This window comes from Verrucomicrobiota bacterium JB022, assembly GCA_030673845.1.
Lineage (GTDB): Bacteria > Verrucomicrobiota > Verrucomicrobiia > Opitutales > Oceanipulchritudinaceae > WOUP01.
On record JAUTCQ010000017.1, the window covers coordinates 1 to 18,973 of the forward strand.

At 62.2% G+C, this 18,973-nt stretch carries 16 protein-coding genes; 13 read left to right on the plus strand and 3 right to left on the minus strand.

The annotated features are described in order from the left end of the window. Positions 1-272 precede the first annotated feature (272 nt). Positions 273-1,145, plus strand: a complete 873-nt coding sequence (locus Q7P63_12720) for a hypothetical protein (GenBank protein ID MDP0500950.1) — start codon at positions 273-275, stop codon at positions 1,143-1,145. A 98-nt stretch (positions 1,146-1,243) separates the two neighbouring features. Here the strand turns inward: Q7P63_12720 and purD are convergent, their stop codons facing one another. Next, positions 1,244-2,539, minus strand: coding sequence for a phosphoribosylamine--glycine ligase (purD, locus tag Q7P63_12725; protein ID MDP0500951.1), 1,296 nt, complete (start codon positions 2,537-2,539; stop codon positions 1,244-1,246). 289 nt (positions 2,540-2,828) lie between these two features. Here purD and Q7P63_12730 point away from each other — a divergent pair, with 289 nt between their 5' ends. The 10 genes from Q7P63_12730 (at position 2,829) to Q7P63_12775 (ending at position 12,257) form a co-directional block, all read left to right on the plus strand. Then, entirely contained in the window at positions 2,829-3,446 is a 618-nt protein-coding gene (locus tag Q7P63_12730; protein ID MDP0500952.1) for a 50S ribosomal protein L25, read from the plus strand. Between the two features lie 60 nt (positions 3,447-3,506). Next, positions 3,507-4,220, plus strand: coding sequence for an aminoacyl-tRNA hydrolase (gene pth, locus Q7P63_12735; protein MDP0500953.1), 714 nt, complete (start codon positions 3,507-3,509; stop codon positions 4,218-4,220). Then, entirely contained in the window at positions 4,135-4,398 is a 264-nt protein-coding gene (locus tag Q7P63_12740; GenBank protein MDP0500954.1) for a 30S ribosomal protein S6, read from the plus strand. The genes pth and Q7P63_12740 overlap by 86 nt, the downstream gene beginning before the upstream one ends. A 49-nt stretch (positions 4,399-4,447) precedes the next feature. Beyond that, entirely contained in the window at positions 4,448-4,927 is a 480-nt protein-coding gene (gene ssb / locus Q7P63_12745; GenBank protein MDP0500955.1) for a single-stranded DNA-binding protein, read from the plus strand. A gap of 45 nt (positions 4,928-4,972) precedes the next feature. Next, positions 4,973-5,461: a 50S ribosomal protein L9 gene (rplI, locus tag Q7P63_12750; protein ID MDP0500956.1), complete on the plus strand. Its 489-nt coding sequence runs from the start codon at positions 4,973-4,975 to the stop codon at positions 5,459-5,461. Positions 5,462-5,518: 57 nt separating this feature from the next. Next, positions 5,519-6,997: a replicative DNA helicase gene (dnaB, locus tag Q7P63_12755; GenBank protein MDP0500957.1), complete on the plus strand. Its 1,479-nt coding sequence runs from the start codon at positions 5,519-5,521 to the stop codon at positions 6,995-6,997. Further along, the gene (bamA, locus tag Q7P63_12760; GenBank protein ID MDP0500958.1) at positions 6,966-9,401 is read left to right on the plus strand and encodes an outer membrane protein assembly factor BamA; all 2,436 of its coding nucleotides are present in this window, start codon (positions 6,966-6,968) and stop codon (positions 9,399-9,401) included. Before dnaB ends, bamA begins: the two co-directional genes overlap by 32 nt. An 85-nt stretch (positions 9,402-9,486) precedes the next feature. Next, entirely contained in the window at positions 9,487-10,077 is a 591-nt protein-coding gene (locus Q7P63_12765) for an OmpH family outer membrane protein (GenBank protein MDP0500959.1), read from the plus strand. Between the two features lie 108 nt (positions 10,078-10,185). Next, entirely contained in the window at positions 10,186-11,229 is a 1,044-nt protein-coding gene (gene lpxD, locus Q7P63_12770; GenBank protein ID MDP0500960.1) for a UDP-3-O-(3-hydroxymyristoyl)glucosamine N-acyltransferase, read from the plus strand. 80 nt (positions 11,230-11,309) lie between these two features. Beyond that, positions 11,310-12,257 carry a ribose-phosphate pyrophosphokinase gene (locus Q7P63_12775; GenBank protein MDP0500961.1) on the plus strand — a complete coding sequence of 316 codons (948 nt, stop codon included), beginning with the start codon at positions 11,310-11,312 and terminating at the stop codon, positions 12,255-12,257. Between the two features lie 425 nt (positions 12,258-12,682). Here the strand turns inward: Q7P63_12775 and Q7P63_12780 are convergent, their stop codons facing one another. Then, positions 12,683-13,381, minus strand: coding sequence for a hypothetical protein (locus Q7P63_12780; GenBank protein ID MDP0500962.1), 699 nt, complete (start codon positions 13,379-13,381; stop codon positions 12,683-12,685). Between the two features lie 130 nt (positions 13,382-13,511). Between Q7P63_12780 and Q7P63_12785 the strand changes: the two genes are divergently transcribed. Then, entirely contained in the window at positions 13,512-15,044 is a 1,533-nt protein-coding gene (locus tag Q7P63_12785) for a Do family serine endopeptidase (protein MDP0500963.1), read from the plus strand. Positions 15,045-15,136: 92 nt separating this feature from the next. Here the strand turns inward: Q7P63_12785 and pyrE are convergent, their stop codons facing one another. After that, positions 15,137-15,709, minus strand: a complete 573-nt coding sequence (pyrE, locus tag Q7P63_12790; protein MDP0500964.1) for an orotate phosphoribosyltransferase — start codon at positions 15,707-15,709, stop codon at positions 15,137-15,139. A gap of 197 nt (positions 15,710-15,906) precedes the next feature. On the opposite strand from pyrE, the gene Q7P63_12795 reads away from it, so the two are divergent. Then, positions 15,907-18,915 carry a TonB-dependent receptor gene (locus tag Q7P63_12795; protein MDP0500965.1) on the plus strand — a complete coding sequence of 1,003 codons (3,009 nt, stop codon included), beginning with the start codon at positions 15,907-15,909 and terminating at the stop codon, positions 18,913-18,915. Positions 18,916-18,973 lie beyond the last annotated feature (58 nt).

Here is an 18,973-nt window from a genome sequence, read left to right on the forward strand (position 1 = left end):
GCCCGAATGCTCGTTGGGCCTACGTCACGAAGTATGACCAGTGGATGAAGCTGAGCGCGCTGAATGCGTTTGAGGCTCCGGCGGCGGAGTAAGCTTGTTCTTTGGCGAGGCGCTGACCTCGCCGCCACGAGAATGGCGCGGGTGTTGGTCCCCGCGCCTTTTTTCGGGAATGCCGTATTTTCCCCGGGTAAAGCTCCGGCAGGTTTTTCTCGCTATGTCTATCCGGGTTGATTACGGCGTTATTCTTGCAGTCGAAATTTTTGAATCAATTTATGAAACGCTCTTTGAGTATCTCTTCTTCCGCTTTCCTTGCTTTGGTGGCGGCGTTTGCTGGCGTGGCGCCTCTGCAGGCCCTGACCGTCCCGTGCCAGACCAAAACCATTGGTGAGGCCTATGCGGATGCCGACGCCATCTTTCTTGGCCGCGTCGTCAAGACGGTTGAAATGGAGTCGGAGGTAACGGGGTTCATGCCCGCAAACCAGTATGTGACGCTCGAGCTGTACGCGACGTGGAAGACCGAAGGTGAGACCTTTGAGAATCGACGCGTCGAGGTGCAGACGTTGGGACCTGACGTCTGCCTCCCGACCTACGTTATCGGACAGACATGGCTGGTTTACGCCCAGAATTCCGATTGCGAAGCGCTTGATCCGAGCCTTCCTTGCTCGCCTTACAGCAATGGCGACATGGATGGAGCCCAGATGGTGGCCTACCACTATTCGTTCAGCCCCGAGTCGCTGCCGTGGCTGGAATCGCTGGGCGAGCCGGACCAGGTCTTTGACGAGACGAATGCGATGGCGGGCCTCTCTGCTGCTTTCCCGCTCTACCGTGGTGAAAGCGAGTACATGGCCCCGCCCTTCGGCAAGTTCCGGGTCAATCAGGCGCCTTGGTACAAGTGGGATGGCAATGGCTGGGTCTATATTGCTGAGTTCACCAATGGTGGATTCTGGTGGTACGACCAGAGCGCGAACCGTTGGTTCTTTACCGACGAGAGCACCTACCCGTGGCTGTATACGGAGGGCTTTGACTGGATCGCCCTGGATACCGCTGCCACTAGCCCGAATGCTCGCTGGGCCTACGTCACGAAGTATGACCAGTGGATGAAGCTGAGCGCGCTGAATGCGTTTGAGGCTCCGGCGGTGGAGTAAGCTTGTTCTTTTGGCGAGGCGCTGACCTCGCAGACACGAAAAAGGCGCGGGTGTTGGTCCCCGCGCCTTTGCTGTTTAAAGAATGTCCGCAGGCTGCCTCAGCCTTCGCGCTGGAGTTGGCGCCATGCGATGTCTTTGCGGTAGTAGTGGTGCTTCCAGCTGACTTCTGCGCTGACCTGGTAGGCGAGGTCGGCAGCGGCTTGCAGGGTAGGGCCTTGGGCCACGACGCCGAGCACGCGACCGCCGTTGGTCACAAGGTGGCCTTCGGCATTGGCGCGCACGCCGGCGTGGATGATGTGGGCCTGCGGGGGCAGGGCTTCAGGCGCGGGGAGGGAAATCTCGTCGCCCTTGGGGTAGCTGCCGGGGTAGCCGGCGGCGGCGTGCACCACGATCATGGCGTAGGCGTCCTTGATCTTGACCTGCTCGGGCTGGAGGGTGCCGTCCGCGCAGGCCATCATCAGCTCCACCGGGTCGGTCTCGCAGAGGGGCAGCAACACCTGGCACTCGGGGTCGCCAAAGCGCACGTTGAATTCCAGCACCTTCGGGCCTTGCTCGGTCAGCATCAGGCCGATGTAGAGCGTGCCGCGGTAGTCGATGCCTTCGTTGACGAGGCCGGCGAGGGTGGGGCGGATGATCGTCTCTTCGATCTGCTTCTGCAGTTCAGGCGTCACAACGGCCGCCGGAGCGTAGGCGCCCATGCCTCCGGTGTTGGGGCCGGTGTCGCCTTCGCCCGCGCGTTTATGGTCCTGGCTTACGGGCAGGCAGACGAATTTTTCGCCGCTGACCATCACCATCATCGAGGCTTCCTCGCCGCGCAAAAATTCTTCGATCACCACCTCGCGGCCACTGTCGCCAAAGATTGCCTCGACCATCATGTCCTGGATTGCGGCTTCGGCCTGGCTGCGCTCTTCGCAGATCACCACGCCCTTGCCGGCGGCGAGCCCGCTGGCCTTGACCACGAGCGGGAAGCTGGCGGTGGCGAGGTAGTCGCGCGCGGCTTCGGGATCGGTAAACTGGGCGTAGGCAGCCGTCGGGATCTCGTAGCGGGCGAGGATCTCCTTGCAGTAGACTTTGCTGGCTTCGAGCGTCGCGCCGTCCTTGTCGGGGCCGTAGACGTTGAAGCCGGCGGCGCGCAGGGCATCGCCGACGCCCACCGCGAGCGGGGCTTCGGGCCCGACGATCACGAGGTCGGCCTTCATCTGGGCGGCGAGGGCGAGGACGGAGGCGGCGTCTTCGGCGTCGACGGGGCGGCATTCGGCCTCCAGCGCCATGCCGGCATTACCGGGGGCGGCGACGACGTTCGCCACGCGCGGGCTGGCGAGGCAGGCTTTGACGAGCGCGTGCTCCCGACCGCCGCTGCCGATTACGAGGACATTCCACTGCGATGCTTCCATCCCCTAGGGAATGGGAAATTGTGCGCAGAAGGGAAGGGAAAAGGTGCGATGAATGGAAGAAGGTTTAGGCCACCGATAATTTACGGACTGGCACGGATAGCAGATGTGAAGAAATTCGATCCGTGCAAATCTGTGTGCATCTGTGGCTGATGAATTTTCACCCTTCGCAGGAGGGCTCGCGGCGAAAGTGCAAGCTGAAAAACGGATTTAAAAGAAACTTTTGGTTGCTTCTGGGCAGGGGAGCTGTTTTTCTCTTCGATTTTCTTCCAACGCCCATCCCTTTCTGTCCATGAAACAAGTAACCTTCGAGGCCCAACGACGCACCGATACTGGCCGCACCGCTGCCAAGCGCCTGCGCGAAGCCGGCAAAATCCCGGCGGTGATCTACGGCGAATCGGGCACGGAGCACCTGGTGCTTGACGAGCACACTTTTGCCATGGCCTACCGCAAGCTGGTGGGCACGTCCTTCCTCATCACCCTCAAGATCGAGGGCCATGAGAATGAGATGTTCGCGGTGATCCAGGAAATGCAGCGCAACGCGCTCGACGACTCCTTTGTGCACATCGACTTCCGCGAAATCCAACGTGGCAAGCCGATGGAAGCCGAAGTGCCCGTCCACTCCAAGGGCGTGCCGGCTGGTGTGAAGAACCAGGGCGGTATCCTCGATATCACGCTCGACCGCATCGAAATCCGCTGCCGCCCCCGCGACCTGCCGGAATTCATCGAAGTCGACGTCTCGGCCCTGATGATTGGCGACTCGATGCACGTGCGCGACCTGTCGGCCCCGGAAGGCGTGACCTTCCTGACCGATGAAGACGCCGTCGTGGCTGCCGTGGTCGGTACCAATGCGACCGCTGCTGCGGCCCGTGCTGAAGAAGCGGAAGCCACCGCCACCGCGGAAGCTTAAACCCTTTGTCTTTACGACAGGCCGGCCCCGTGTCGGCCTGTCTCGTTCTTTCCAGTCATTATGCCGGTGCGTGTCATTGCAGGTTTGGGTAACCCCGGGCCGCGCTACGACGGGACACGCCACAATATCGGTTTTCGCGCCGTCGACGAGCTGGCCAAGCGGCTAGGGGCGTCGTGGAGCGAGAACAAGAAGTTTTGTGCCCACACCGCATCCGTCGAAATTGCCGGGCAGCCCGTGGTGCTCATGAAGCCTGATACCTTCATGAACCTCAGCGGGAAGTCGCTCGGCGAAATCTGCCGCTTCTATAAATGGAAGCCGGCGGAATGCGTCGTCGTTTACGACGAGTATACGCTGCCGGTCGGCAGGCTGAAGCTCAGCCTCCGTGGCAGCCCAGGTGGGCACAATGGCGTGGCGGACATCATCAACCGCCTTGGGGATGCGTTTATCCGTTTTCGCATCGGCATCATGCCAGCGCAAAAGCCGCTGGCTCCGTTAAAAGATTTCGTGCTCGGCCGGTTCACGCCCGACGAGCAGGCCGCAATCGACCGTGCTTTGCCGGAGTGGTTGGAGGGGTTGGAATACCTCGTCCGCCATGGCCCGGAGCGGGCGATGAACCAACTCAATCAGAAAAAGCCATCTCCACCACCTACCGATGAGCATCTCCCTCAATCGCCAGTACCTCGCGACGGTGATCCTGGACACCCGGGATTACAAGGAACCGGTCGAAACGCTGACCACCAAGCTCAAGGACATCCTCAAGAGCCTGGGCGCTGACGTCACCAAGGCCGAAAACCTCGGTCGCCACGACTTTATCCGCGTCACCGATCGCCGCCACGTCGGCGATCTCTACGTGCAAATCGAATTTGCCGGCCCGGCCAACGTGCCTGCCGATCTGCAAGAGCGCGTCCGCCTCGACAAGACGGTCAAGCGCGTCATGGTCCAGTCGCTGTAAGCGAATTCGGACTCGCCCTCTCGCCTCCCCTCCTGCAGCCTTCCACGTCATGGCCAACCTGAACAAAGTCCTTCTGATGGGTAACCTGACGCGCGACCCTGAAAAGCGCGTTACGCCGAACGGGCTGACGATCGTCAAGCTCGGCATGGCCGTCAACCGCACCTTCAAGTCGCAGGATGGTCAGAACCGCGAGGAGACCACCTTTGTAGACATCGATGCCTTCGGCCGCCAGGCCGAGGTGATTGCCCAGTATTGCTCCAAGGGCCGGGGCCTCTTCGTCGAAGGGCGCCTCAAGCTCGACCAGTGGCAAGACCAACAGGGCAACAACCGCAGCAAGCTCTCCGTCGTGCTGGAAAACTTCCAGTTTGTCGGTGGCCGCGGTGACGAAGCCGGCGGCTCGTCCGGCGGCGGCAGCTACGATGATTCCTACAGCCAGCAGCCGGCCCCCAGCCGCAGCTCGGCCCCCCGTCGCAGCCCGTCTGCGTCGTCGACTCCGGTGGACGAGTTTGAGGACGACGTCCCCTTCTGAGATCCGCAACCAACCGCATTCCTTTACTGCAAACGTTAGCAAGCCATGGCCCAAGCCAATCTCCTTTTGCTCCAGCCGATCACCAACCTTGGCAACGAAGGCGACGAAGTCGCCGTCAAGGCCGGCTACGCCCGTAACTTCCTGCTGCCGCGCGGCATGGCCATCCCGGTCACCCGCGCCAACCGCAAGCAGGTGGAAGTGCTGCGTCAGCGCGCCGCCGAGCGCGAACAGCGCGAACTCGAAGCCGCCCAGGCCGTCCAGGCCAAGATCGAGGCTACGTCCCTCGTCTTTGCCGTGAAGACCGGCCCCGGTGGCAAGATGTTTGGCGCGATCACCGCGCAGAACATCCTCGACCGCCTCGCCGAAGAAGGCATCGAGCTGGAGAAGAAGCAGCTCAGCCTGCCTGCCCCGGTGCACACCCTCGGCCAGCACGAAGCCCGCGTGCGCGTGCATGCCAAGGTGCACTTCGACAAGTCCTTCGAAGTCGTCTCCGAGAATCCGATCGAAGACGCCGAGGAAGGCGCCCAGGCCTAAGCGCGCGCTTTTCGGCGTGCCTTGGGTACTAACGACGGTCTGCCCTGACGGCAGCTCATGTCTTCCGAACCCCCACAAAACGGTCGGACGGCTACGCAGCAATCATCGCAGGCCGTTGCGACCGACCGCCACCCTCCGCACAACCTGGATGCGGAGGAGGGCCTTCTCGCAGCCTGCTTGCTCGATGGCGGGCAGGATGTCCTGACTCTGTGCATGGAGGCGCGCCTGCGCCACGATGCTTTTTACAAGCCGGCCCACCAAGTCCTCTTCCACGTGATGATGGACTTGTATGCGAAGAATGTGATGGCCGACGAAGTGGTGGTGATCGACCACCTCGCGAGCCATAACATCGGCTCGGTCCGCTGGCTGAAGGAAAAGCAGCGGCTGACCCCGGCGACGACGACCTTGCTCGACCTGATCGGCGGGCCGTCGACGATCCTCGAGATCACCAACCGTGTGGAAACGACCACCCACGCGCGTTACTGGCTGCAGATCGTGCGCGACAAGTGGATCCTGCGCCGCCTGATCGACACGAGCCGCAACATCGTCGAGCAAGCCTACTCGAGCCAGGGCGAGCTCAACCACTTTATCGACACGGTCGAGCAGCAGATCCTTGCGATCAACGAAGACCGGATCCAGGACAGCGCGCAAAAGTTCGAGGTGGCCGTCGACCAGGCGGCCAACCTGATCAACATGATGCTGCAGGGCCGCAACGAGAGCGGCGTGCTCACGCAGTATCGCGACCTCGACGACCGCACCTTCGGCCTGCACCCGGGCCAGATGATCGTACTCGCGGCCCGCCCCTCGATGGGCAAGACGTCGTTTGCCCTCAACATTGCCGAGAATGTGGCGCTGCCCCCCGGGGGCAAGGATGGCCACGGCGTGCTGGTGTTTTCGCTCGAAATGCCGAGCGAGCAGCTGGCGATGCGGATGCTGTGCGGCCGCGCCAAGGTGAACCTGAAGAAGGTGCGCGACCGCATGATCAGCAAGGACCAGGTGCGCGAGCTGACGCGGGTGGGCGGCGAGCTGAAGCGCGCCCCCATCTGGGTCGACGACTCCAGCGGCCTCAATATTCTCGAACTGCGGGCCAAGGCGCGCCGCATGTCTCAGCAGCACCCGATCCGCCTGATCGTGATCGACTACCTGCAGCTCATTTCGGGCATCGACTCGCGCGTGCCGCGCGAGCAGCAGATCTCCGAAATCAGCCGTGGGGTAAAAGCGCTGGCAAAAGAATTGAACGTCCCGGTATTGGTACTGAGTCAGTTGAATCGAGCCTCGGAAAAGGAGAACCGCATGCCGCGGATTTCCGATTTGCGAGAGTCCGGATCCATCGAACAGGACGCCGACATGGTTTTCCTGCTTGATAGTCCTCGCTCGAACGATAAAAACCCTGCCAGTCCCGTGATACCGCAAGCGGCCCATGAGCGCCTGCTCATCATCGCCAAACAGCGTAACGGCCCCACCGGCGACTTCAAGCTGACCTTCATTCCCGACTTTACCCGATTTGAAAACTACACGAGCCAATCTTCGGAATAAAGGCGGCCTCCGGCTCGCTAGTACCCTCTTTATTCTCAGCTGCGGCGGCTTCGCCTATGCCCAGACCGACACTGCGGGGGGCGAGAGCCAGCCGGCGGGAGAGGTCGCGCAGGCACCGACCCAGATTGTGGGCGACATCCAGATCGAGTTTGTCGACACCGCCCGCAACCTCAGCGAGGAGGCCGTGTTTGCCCGCGTGCAGATCCGCGAAGGGCAGATCTACGACCAGTCGTTGATCGACCGCTCGATCCGCCTGCTCTACAACACCCGCCTGTTCGACTACATCGAGGCGGTGACCGAGCAGATGCCCGACAACCAGATCCGCGTGATCTTCCGCGTCCAGGGCCGCTATCGCATCAACGATATCGACTTTGTCGGCAACGACAAGATCAGCGACCGCCGCCTGCGCGACAAGGTGAAGAGCGGCATCGGCTTTATCCTCGACGAGCGCAGCATCAATGAAGATGCCGTCGCCATCCGCGATTATTACCGCGAGAAGGGTTACACCGAAGTCGAAGTCAATTACGACATCGAGCGTGACGATGTAACGGGGCAGGGCAGTGTGACCTTCCAGATCGACGAAGGCCGCAAGCTCAAGATCGAAACGATCGACTTTGTCGGCAACGACACGCTGGACGACGACGAGCTTTCCGACGAGATGGAGACGTCCGAGCGCCGTTGGTGGTCGTTCCTCACCGGCAGCGGTCGCTTCAACGAAAAGACGTTCCAGGAAGACCTGGAGAAGGTGCGCGCCTACTATATCGAGCGCGGCTTCCTCGACGTGAGCATCCCGGAGTCCAACGTCTCGCTCGAATACCCCAAGGATGGCGAAATCTCGCTGACGATCCGGGTCGACGAAGGCAAGCAGTACCGCGTCGGCAGCATCGACTTCCAGGGCGAAGACATTTATCCCCAGCCGCTGCTCTACAGCATCATCCGCCTGCGCCCCGGTGAGGTCTTCTCGCCCAAGGTGTTGAGCGAAGACGTGGAGGCGCTGGAAAACGTCTACGGTGTGCGCGGCTATCTGGATGTGGACATCCGCCCCGAGCGCGTGCCCAACATCGAGACGGGCAATATCGACTTGGTCTTCCGTATTAACGAGGGCACGCCTTCGGACGTGGAGTCGATCATCGTCGAGGGCAATACCAAGACGAAGAGCACGGTGATCGTGCGCGAACTGGCGTTGCAGCCGGGCCGCACGTTCAACCTGATCTACATGAAGAACAGCGAGGCGCGCCTGAAGAACACTCGTTACTTCGAGGACGTGCAGCTCAACCACGTGGCTACCAACGTGCCGGGGCGCCGCAACCTGAACATCCGCGTCTCCGAGGCGCGCACGGGTAACTTCCAGATCGGTGCCGGCTTCAGCACGCTGGAAAACATGGTGCTGTTCTTCGAAGTCAGCCAGTCCAACTTCGACATCTTCAAATGGCGCTCGCCGGTGCTGCAGGGCGACGGCCAGAAGTTCCGCTTCCGGGGCTCGATCGGTAGCCGCTCCAACGAGCTGGTGCTGTCGTGGGAAGAGCCGTGGCTCTTCGAGCAGCGCCTGGCCTTCGGCTTCACGCTCTTCCGCTCCGAGTCGGAGTACAATTCGTCTTACTACGACGAAATGCGCACCGGTATCGAGCTCTACCTCCGCAAGCGCCTCTTCGGCCTCGTGGACGGCAACCTGGCCTACCGCTACGAAATCGTCGACCTCGACAACGTGAGCGGCTTTGCGCCGCAGGTGATTCGGGATGAAGCCGCCTTCAGCCCGCGCTCGATCTCGAAGGTCAACTTTACGATGGTGCGCGACACGCGTAACGACCTGGTGCTGACCACGCGCGGCAGCCGTTTCTCCCTCCACACCGGTTTCGCCGGCCTCGGGGGCGATACGGAATATGCCGAGCTGGAAACACGCAACGCCGTCTTCATCCCGCTCTTCAAGACGGGCGACCAAGTCCTTTCGGTCCTTTTCCGTGCGGGCAGCCTGTACGAGTATTCGGACAAGCCGACGCCGTTCTTCGACCGCTACTACCTGGGCGGGCCGGACACGCTGCGCGGCTTCGAATATCGCGAAGTGAGCCCGCGCGATGACGATGGCCTCGAAAACATCGGGGGTAATTCGTATGCCTTCAGCAGCTTCGAGTACACCGTAAAGGTTGCCGGCCCGCTGCGCGTGGCCGCGTTTTACGACTGGGGCTTCGTGAACCAGGGCGACTTCGAGTTCGACCCTGGCTCCTACAACGACAACTTTGGCTTCGGCATCCGCCTGATGGTGTTGGGCAACCCGCTGCGCCTCGACTACGGTATCCCGCTCACCACGACGACGGAGTATGGAACGAACGACGCCGGCCAGCGGAAGCTCCTTTACACCAACGATAGCGGAAACGTCTTCAACTTTTCCTTCGGGACGCGGTTTTAACCTTACGTAGGAATCAGAATTTTGCTGACAGACAGGGCATTCGCCCCTTCGCTAGTCGCAAACCATCTCTCCATCAGACCCCATTATGAAGAAATTTATCCTGTTTATCTGTGCAACGGTTCTCGCTACCGCCCTCGCTTCGGCTCAGGCCCAGAAGATCGTGACGGTCAGCATGGCAGAGCTGTTCGACGGCTACTACAAGACGACCAAGTTCCGTGAGCAAACGCAGGGTGTGCAGCAGCAGGTGCAGGGCGAACTCCGCGCCAAGCAGGAAGAGCTGCAAACCATGGCCACCCAGGCCGAGACGCTGCAGGAAGAGCTGCAGAACCCGGTGCTCTCCGACTCTGCCAAGGCGGAAAAGCAGACCCAGCTGCAACAGCTGGCCATGCAATTCCAGCAAAAGCAGCAGGAAGTGGAGCAATGGCGCCAGGAAACCCTGCGCAACCTGCAGAACCAGAACATGGCCAAGCGTAATCAATTCCTCGGTGAAATCCGCGACGTGGTGATCTCCGTGGCGAAGGACGAAGGCGCGAGCATGGTGCTCGACACCTCCGATATCGCCAACACGGGTGTGCCCGCCGTGATCTACTCCGACACGCAGCTCGACATCACCGCCAAGGTGGAGCGCTTGCTGAACAAGGACCAAGGCGCCGCTGCCGGCCCTGCCGCCAAGTAGCTTTCGCACGTCGATTGTTTTTTCGAAACGCCGCCCGGTTGCAACGACCGTGCGGCGTTTCTGCTTTTGGCGTTGGCGCTGGCGGGCCGATTTGTTGAAGTGGCTCGCATGATTCAGTTTGAGCTGTCTTTGGCGGAGTTGCAGGCCTTGTTGCCCGAGAGCCAGCCGCAGGGTGTGGAGCAGGTAAAGGTGACGGGGCTGGCTTCCTTGCAGGACGCCGGCGTGGCCGACCTCTCCTTCCTCGGCAATCGCCGCTATGCGCGTCAGGTGCCCGAGTGCCAGGCGGGCATCGTGCTCGTACCGGCAGACTACGAGGGGGCGCCGCGCGAGGGGCAGGCCTTCTTGCGGGTGCCGCACCCTTCGCTGGCCTTGGCGACGATTTGCGACCATATCGAGCGACTGGCGCGTCCCCGGCCCCCGGCAGGCATCCACCCTTCGGCGGTGGTGGCCGAAGACGCTGAAGTCGACCCCACGGCCTTTATCGGCCCGCTTTGTGTGGTGGAGCCGCAGGCGGTGATCGGCGCAGGCGTGATCCTGCGTGCACAGGTATTTATCGGCGCTCGAGCCAAAGTAGGGGCCGATTCGGAGTTGAAGGCCCATGTCTCGATCTACCACGACTGCGAGGTGGGGCGCCGTAACCTGCTTCACTCTGGCGCAGTGATTGGGGCCGACGGCTTTGGCTTCGAGGCCTCGCCCAAGGGCCCGGTCAAGATCCCGCAGATCGGCCGCGTGGTGTTGGGCGATGATGTGGAGGTGGGGGCGAATTCGACGATCGACCGCGCGCGCTTCGGCGCCACCCGGGTCGGCCGCGGCACCAAGATCGACAACCTCGTGCAGGTGGGCCACAACTGCGAGATCGGCGACTACTGCTTCCTCTGCGCCGGCGTGGGGGTGAGCGGCAGCACCAAGATCGGCAACATGGTGACGCTCGCCGGCCAGGTGGGCGTGGCGGGGCACCTCGAGATTGGCGACAATGTGCAGGTGGGCGGCCAGGCGGGTGTTTCCAAGAGCCTGCCCGGCAGCAAGGTCTACACCGGCACGCCCGCGCGCGACCTGAAGGAGCAGCGCCGTCTCGACGCCTTGACGGGGCGCCTGCCCGAGCTCTTTGCCCGCGTGCGCACGCTGGAGGGCAACGGCGGGGCGGAGGAGTAGCCCGGTTTATTTCGTTGCAGGCCCCCTGCGGCTGTTGCACTGTTGTCACTTCCGTTTTTCCGCGTCTTCCCCCATCCGTTATGCAGATTGGCGAAATGAAGGTATTGATCGGCACGGCCCACCGACAGTTGGGCGAGTCGATCTGCGATTTTATTGGCGTCCCCCCGTGTCGTATCCGTATCGAGCGCTTCCCCGACCAGGAAGTGTTTGTGAAGATCGACGACAACATCCGGGGCCGGGACGTCTTCATTGTACAGCCGACCTGTCCGCCGGCTAACGATAACTTGATGGAGCTGCTGATCATGATCGACGCAGCCCGCCGTGCCTCGGCCAACCGGATTACCGCCGTGCTGCCGTTTTACGGTTATGCCCGTCAAGACCGCAAGGACCAGCCGCGCGTGCCCATCACGGCCAAACTGGTGGCCAACCTGCTGACGACCGCCGGCGCCAACCGCGTGTTGACGATGGATTTGCACGCGCCGCAGATCCAGGGCTTCTTCGACATCCCGGTCGATCACCTCTACGCCTCCTCGGTGCTCTTCGACTACTTCAAGACGTTGAAGAACGAAGACATCATGGTGATTTCGCCCGACGTGGGCGGTATCAAGATGGCCAACCAGTATGCGACCCACCTCGGGGCCGATTTCGGCTTTGTGGCCAAGCGCCGCACCGACCACTCCAACGTGGAGGCAATCAGCATCGTGGGCGACGTGAAGGGCCGTTCGGTGCTGTTGGTCGACGACTTGACGGAATCGGCCGGCACGCTCCAGGCCGCCGCCGAGCTGCTGCGCGCGCAGGGTGCCACCAAGGTGCGGGCGGCCGTCAGCCACGGCGTGCTCAACGAAAAGGGCTACGAGCGCATCCGTAGTGGCTTCCTCGACGAGCTGATCACGACCAACTCCGTGCCGGTGGACTGCAAGGGCCTCCCGATCACGGTGCTGAGTGTCGCCCCGTTGCTCGCCGAAGCCATTCTGCGCATCAACAACCACCAGAGCGTCACCAGCCTCTTCAAGCAGAAGGGGATCTAGGGAAAGGTGTAGAGGGCGTAACCTCGACGCTGGTGGCACCCCGGCTGGGGTGCTTTTCTTCTGATTCGGCATCTTCCGGTGGTGTCGGACTGCGTCCTCAACCACCGCCTAAGTGATGGCATCCCGCTGGGATGCTGGATCGAGTCGCAAGCTGGAGGTTTGCCAGCCCTTAGCGCGAAGGGTGAGTTTCACACCTTGCTGCCCCGGCTGTCCAGCGGGTTGTGGAGTGCGGCGCTCCGCGCCGATCTGGTTCTTCGCTGACCCAAGGTGAAACTCCAAGTGAGGTTGGTTGGCGGAGAGGCCTAGAATCATCCAGATCTGGGCATAGCCCAGCACTCCCAGAGCGCGCGGGGCTAGTCCGGGAGATTCAGGTGAAGAATCTTCTCGTTCGGCAACGAGGGGTAAGCGAAAGCCTCGCGATACCCTCAGCGCGCGTCTTCTTTTTCGGAGATCTTGACGTCTTCGACGCGGCCATTGTCCCAGCGGATGTGCAGGTAGCGCTCGGGCTGGGTGGCGGTGGCCGGGAGGCGGTAGGTCCAGCGGTGCTTGTCTTCGTACAGGGGCGGAGTGGGGGCCAGCTTGCGCACGTTGTCGCGGCTGAGGCGGCTGAGGATGTAATGGGCTTCCTGCTGTTGTACCAACCCTCGTTCCCAGCGGCTGATGAAGAGTGCGTTGACTCGCTCGAGGGTATCGCTGCCATCCTTGATTTTGAGCACCATCTGGCGTTGCAGGCCCATCAGGCCGGCCACTTCGGGCGATTCGGGGTAGGCGAGTACGAAGAGTTCGGCCAACTGGAGGCACTCGGCAAAGCGTTGCTGCAGCAGCCGGCGTTGGATCAAGTCGAGCCAGGCTTTCTCGCTTTGGGCGGCGTCATGGGCCTGGTCGAGGGCCTGGAGAAAGCGTTCGGCTTCGCTCTGCAGGATGAGTGCGGTAGCCTGGGTCTTGGCCTCGTCGGGCGGCAGGGTGGGGTTGGTCTCCGCGCCGGGGAGGGCCTGCTCCGTTAGCTCCAGTAGGCGTTGGGTGGCTTCGCGGGCGGCGGCAGCCTGTTCTTCCAGCGCGTTGGGGGCCGCAGAAAGGAGGGGTGCGAGGAGCAGCCCGGAGAGTAGAAAAGCGTTGCGTAGCATGATCATCTGAAGGTGACGGTGCAACTTTGGGAGGGTTTGCGGTTTTTATGCGAGTGGCAGGCGGGGATTCCCGTTCCACCGCTTGCGTTGTGCGCTTTGAGACGCAACCTTATCATTACCTATGGAGTCAATGCTGCGTAAGCTATCTCGGTTTCCGCTGGTTTTTGCGTTCCTGCTCGTCGCGCCGCTGGGTTGCGGTGCCGCCGAAAAGCAGGATGTCAATGCGGATCAACGGTTTCCTCTAGAAGAACAACGCCTGGATGCCTCGGCCAATGCCGTGGTCGTGAGTTATGCGGATGTGCTCGAAAAAGCACGCCCGGCGGTGGTTTCGGTCACCACATCCCGCATCGTCAGCTCGATGCGCGGGGGTGGGGGTGCGAGCCCGCTTGAGGACTTCCTGCGTCGCTTTTACGGTCTGCCCCAGCCGGGGCCCGGCAACCCGCAGGGGCCGCAGGGCGGTGCACCGGGGCAGGGCCAAGGGCCGGAAGGCGGCGCCGAGCGCCTGATCCCCAACGGGCTTGGTTCGGGCGTCATCATCTCCTCCGACGGCTACATCCTCACCAACAATCACGTGGTGACGGACCCGAGTGGCGAACCGGCGGACGAGATCATGGTGCAGTTGAATTCGCGCGAGGAGTTCAAGGCAGAGCTGGTCGGCCGCGATGAGCGGACCGATATCGCGCTGCTGAAGATCGACCGCACGGGCCTGCCCTTCCTGCCGATGGCCGACAGCGAGAAGCTGCGCGTGGGCGATATCGTCTTCGCGATCGGCAACCCGCTCGGCGTCGGCCAGACCACCACGATGGGCATCGTCTCGGCCACGCGCCGCACGATCGGCATCCTGGGGCAGGGCGGCTACGAAGACTTTATCCAGACGGATGCCGCGATCAATCAGGGCAATTCCGGCGGCGCGTTGATCGATGCCGGCGGCCGCCTGGTGGGCGTCAACTCCGCGATCATCTCGCGCACGGGTGGCAGCATCGGGATCGGCTTTGCCATCCCCACGCGCCTGGCCCGGAGCATCGTGGTCGACCTGATCGAGACGGGCGAAGTCCGCCGCGGCTTCCTCGGGGTGTCGATCAGCGATCTCGACCGCGACATGGCGGAGGCCTTCAACCTCGACCACGCACGCGGTGCGCTGGTGGAGTCGATCCAGCCCGATTCGCCCGCTGCCGATGCGGGGATCGAGCGGGGCGACGTGATCCTCTCGATCAATGGCCGCGAGGTCGACAACTCGTCCGACCTGCGCCTGCGTGTGGCCAGCATGAGCCCCGACACCGAGGTGACGCTGGGCATTGTGCGCGGCGGCAAGCAGCAGGACGTAAAGGTGACGCTGGGCAATCTGGACGATCAGGACGGCAGCGGCTCTGGCACCACCGGTGGCAATAACCGGGTGCTGGAAGGCGTGCGCCTGCAGACTTTGAGTGCCGAGCAGGCCGAGAGCTGGAACGTCGAGAGCCAGGAAGGGGTGATCGTGCTCGAAGTCGAGGCGCGCTCCCCCTACGCCGGCGACCTGCGCCCGGGTATGGTGATCATCGAGGTCAACGACCAGAAGGTGGCTTCGATCGACGACCTGCGCCAGAAGCTGCGTCAGGGGGCCGTGAACAAGCTTTGGGTAGAGTTCCAGGGCCGTCGCGGCTTCCTTGCCCTGCGCGTGCGCTAGAGGGCCCTCAGAAGGCTTTGTATACAGCAAGGGCGACCGTCTTCGATCGACGGTCGCCCTTTTTTGTGCGCGGAAAGCTGAAATGGGCCGGGTTACGAGCCGGGCTTGATCGCCGGGATATTGCGCAGGTGCGGCGGCAGTTGGTTGGGCTCGTAGGTGGGGAAGTCGAGCTCCAGCAGGCTCACGAGCGGGATGGGGAACTTGGCCTGGCCGGCGCTGCGGTCGACAAGCACCGTCACGGCGACGGTTTCACCGCCCCGGCTGTCGATGATGTCGAGCGTCTCCTGCACGCGACCGCCGCGGGTGATCACGTCTTCCACCACCAGCACGCGCTCGCCGTTGGCGATCTTGAAGTTGCGGCGCAGGGCGAGGGCTCCTTCGTCCTTTTCCACAAAGATGAAGCGCTTGCCGAGCTGGCGGGCGACTTCCTGGCCCAGCACGAGGCCGCCCATGGCGGGGGCCACGACGGTCTCGAAGTCCTGCGTGGGCAGCTTGGGGATGAGCAGCTCGATCAGGCGCGTCACGTAATCCAGGTGCTCGCACACGCGGGCACATTGGAAAAAGTGGGCGCTGCGCAGCCCGGAACGCAGGATGAAGTGCCCCTCCAGCAAGGCACCTGTCTCCTTGAAAATCTTCAAAACCTCTGCTTGCACGGCCGAATCCATGAGCAGCGTTTTAAGCCGAACGGGGGGATGAAGGTAAAGCGAAAAGAGGAAGCATTTGGTGTAAGTGACGGAATTGCGACATTTGTGACATAGGTGACGGTGGCGCGTCAGCCCAGTGAAATAGCGGCAACAGCCCGAGTTTACTGTTGCCGCAGGGGTAGGGCCGGTAATGAGTCGGGGCTCTTTTTGAGCTGACTATGAACTATCGATTCGCTCGTCCGACCCTCCTTTCGAGCCTTCTCATCCCATTTGCGGTCTGCGCACAGGCGCAAACGGGCCGCGTGGCAGGCAAAATCTTCGAACAGTCTTCGGGGCAGCCGATTTCTGCGGCTTCGCTGGTGCTGCTGAACTCTTCGGCCTACACCCAAAGCGACGCCCAGGGCGCCTACATCTTCGACGATGTGCCGGTGGGCGAGTACACGCTGCGCGTCTACAAGGCGGGCTTTGACCCCTACGACGTCACGGGCATCGAGGTGACGCAGGGCCAGACGGCTTCGCTGGACGTTGCCCTGCCGCGCAACTCCGCCTCCACGACTTCTTCGTCGCCCACGAGCACGGCTTCCTCTGGCGACGAAATGCCGACGGAGATCTTTGAGCTGGAGGCAATCGCGGTGACGGCCGAGGCCATCCGCGAGCAAAATGTGGAAGTGGTGGCCATCCGCCAGCAGTCGCTGGGTGCCATCGACGCCTTGAGCGCCGACAACATGAGCCGCTTTGCCGTGAGCGATGTGGCCGAAGCCGTGACCAAGCTGCCCGGCCTCAACGTGAGCGATGGCAAGTACGCCGTCGTGCGCGGCCTCAACGACCGCTACAGCACGACGATGCTCAACGGCGTCGTCATGCCCAGCCCAGACCCGGACCGCCAGGCGGTGCAGCTCGACATCTTTCCCTCTTCGATGATCGACCAGATCATCGCCAGCAAGACTTACACGCCCGACCTGCCGGGCGAGTCCAGCGGCGGCAACATCAATATCAAGACCAAGGGCCTGCCGGAAGAGCGCATCCTCTCCTTCAGCCTCGGCACCGCCTACCGCGACAATACGTCATTCAACGACAATTTCCTCACCACCAACGAGGGCAACGACGACTGGCTGGCCCAGGGCTACGACGACCGCGTCTTCCCGCAGACCGACGCCAGCCAGGGGCCGATGGCGGCCAACAAGCGGGGCAAGCCGGGTCTCGACACCAGCGGCTCCCTCTCCTACGGCGACCGCTTCAAGATCTTCGGTGAGCAGGAGCTGGGCTTCATCGGCTCGGTGAGCTGGAAGCGCGACTACTTTTACCGCGATACGGCCCGCCTGGAGCGCGAGGGCGTCTTCGACCTGCGCAACAACCTCGTCACGCTCTCCAGCGTCGACAACGAGGGCAATTCGGCTGCCGGCCAGCCTTGGGGCATCTGGAATTACGGTGCGGAAGAAGTGAGCCTCTCCGGCCTCGCCTCCTTCTCCTACCGCCCGCTGAAGAATCAGGAATTCCGCTACACCTACTTCTTCACCCGCATGGGCACCGACGAGGCCGAAGAGCTGCCTCCGCTCGACTGGGATGAAGACGGCGTCGGGCAGCAACTCTTCTACTTCAGCACCCTCGGCTACACCGAGCGCGAGATGCAGCTGCACCAGGTGGAGGGCCACCACTACCTGCCGGAGTTGATGAACTCCTCGCTCGACTGGTCTTACGCGTATTCGACCAACACGCAGGACGAGCTGGTGCGCAACCTCCGCTTCATCATCTACGATGCCAACCGGGGCGACTATACGCTGGACAGCAGCGGCGACCACCGCGTGAGCCAGTTTGCGCGTGAGACGGACCAGGAGAACCAGATCGCGAAGATCGACTTTACGCTGCCGCTCGACTTCTTCGGCCTCGACAGCACGCCGCGCTTCAAGATGGGCGGGCAGTATGAGGACGTGAGCCGCGAGTTCGTGCAATACCAGTCGAGCTACTCTCCCCTCGGGCGCCCCCGCTTCGAATCGCCCTCGCAAATCGTGGGCTCGGCCAATGTGGTGCAAAACGCGGGCGGCCAGTGGGTCAACTACCCGCTGACGGCAGAAGGGCCGGCCACCGGCACGCGCACGATCAAGTCTGGCTATGCGATGGCCGAAGTGCCGTTCAGCCTGCTTTCGATGACGCACAAGTTTGTTGCCGGCGCGCGCTTTGAGCAGGCCGAGATCGAATTCCTTGGGGTCGGCACCATTCAGGGCGTCAACTTCCGCCCGCGCTACGGTGAAACCCGCCCGATCGACGAAGGCACCTGGCTGCCCTCCGTCACCTTGAACACGGATGTGACGGAGAAGTTCAAGATCCGCACCGCCTATTCCCGCACGGTCGCGCGCCCCTCGTTCCGCGAGCTGGCCCCGTTTGCGACTTATTCGTTGGCCGACGACAGCGTGGAGTTTGGCAACCCGGGCGAAGTCTTTGCCGTGCCCTCCAGCTCGACGCCGACGGTGGACGGCCTGGAGCAGTCGCGCGTGGACAACTACGACGTGCGCTTCGAATACTTCTTTGGCGATGCCGACCTCGTGTCGCTCAACTTCTTCTACAAGGTCGTCTCCAACCCCATCGAGCGCTACGAAGTGCGCCCCAACCGCTTCTCGTTCGAAAACAACGAGAACGATGGCAAGCTGAAGGGCCTTGAGATCGAGTTGAGCAAGAACCTGGGCTTCATCGGCGATTTCTTCCAGGTGTTCAACGTCGGGGGCAACATCACCTACGTCGACGCCAAGATCGAGCGTTCGACCCGCGAGCTGGGCCCTCAGGGCTGGAACACGCGCGGCGCTTCGCTCCTGCCGCGCGAGCGCCAGTTCTACGACCAGCCGGAGTATATCATGAACGGCTTCATCAACTTCCGCCAGGAAGAGTGGGGCACCGATGTGACGCTCTCCGCGAACTGGACCAGCCACCGCCTCTCTTCGGTAGGCTACCTGGCGGAGAACGCCCTCTCGATCTACGACGAGGAGGTGACGACGCTCAACCTCGTGGTGTCGCAAAAGCTGACGGACAACCTGTCGCTCAAGTTCTCGATCAAGAACCTGCTCGATCCGTGGATCAACCAGGTTTACGACCCGGAGGTGGTCGATCTTGGAGCGGTCAGTTCGCAGAACGATCCGACGAGTGCCATTTACCGTGGGCTGGAGAATCCGTATGCGCGCAGTAGCTACAAGCGTGGTCGCGAGTTCGGTATTTCGCTCTCCTACGACTTTTTCTAGTCGCTGTTACACACGCGTAACTGAATGAGCCAAGCTTTGTCACTTTCAACGCGTAGAA

Bases quoted from the DNA above. Each gene is read 5' to 3' on its own strand.
- Q7P63_12720 (MDP0500950.1), top strand. From the start codon at position 273: ATGAAACGCTCTTTGAGTATCTCTTCTTCCGCTTTCCTTGCTTTGGTG.
- purD (MDP0500951.1), bottom strand. From the start codon at position 2,539: ATGGAAGCATCGCAGTGGAATGTCCTCGTAATCGGCAGCGGCGGTCGG.
- Q7P63_12730 (MDP0500952.1), top strand. From the start codon at position 2,829: ATGAAACAAGTAACCTTCGAGGCCCAACGACGCACCGATACTGGCCGC.
- pth (MDP0500953.1), top strand. From the start codon at position 3,507: ATGCCGGTGCGTGTCATTGCAGGTTTGGGTAACCCCGGGCCGCGCTAC.
- ssb (MDP0500955.1), top strand. From the start codon at position 4,448: ATGGCCAACCTGAACAAAGTCCTTCTGATGGGTAACCTGACGCGCGAC.
- rplI (MDP0500956.1), top strand. From the start codon at position 4,973: ATGGCCCAAGCCAATCTCCTTTTGCTCCAGCCGATCACCAACCTTGGC.
- dnaB (MDP0500957.1), top strand. From the start codon at position 5,519: ATGTCTTCCGAACCCCCACAAAACGGTCGGACGGCTACGCAGCAATCA.
- Q7P63_12765 (MDP0500959.1), top strand. From the start codon at position 9,487: ATGAAGAAATTTATCCTGTTTATCTGTGCAACGGTTCTCGCTACCGCC.
- lpxD (MDP0500960.1), top strand. From the start codon at position 10,186: ATGATTCAGTTTGAGCTGTCTTTGGCGGAGTTGCAGGCCTTGTTGCCC.
- Q7P63_12775 (MDP0500961.1), top strand. From the start codon at position 11,310: ATGCAGATTGGCGAAATGAAGGTATTGATCGGCACGGCCCACCGACAG.
- Q7P63_12780 (MDP0500962.1), bottom strand. From the start codon at position 13,381: ATGCTACGCAACGCTTTTCTACTCTCCGGGCTGCTCCTCGCACCCCTC.
- Q7P63_12785 (MDP0500963.1), top strand. From the start codon at position 13,512: ATGCTGCGTAAGCTATCTCGGTTTCCGCTGGTTTTTGCGTTCCTGCTC.
- pyrE (MDP0500964.1), bottom strand. From the start codon at position 15,709: ATGGATTCGGCCGTGCAAGCAGAGGTTTTGAAGATTTTCAAGGAGACA.
- Q7P63_12795 (MDP0500965.1), top strand. From the start codon at position 15,907: ATGAACTATCGATTCGCTCGTCCGACCCTCCTTTCGAGCCTTCTCATC.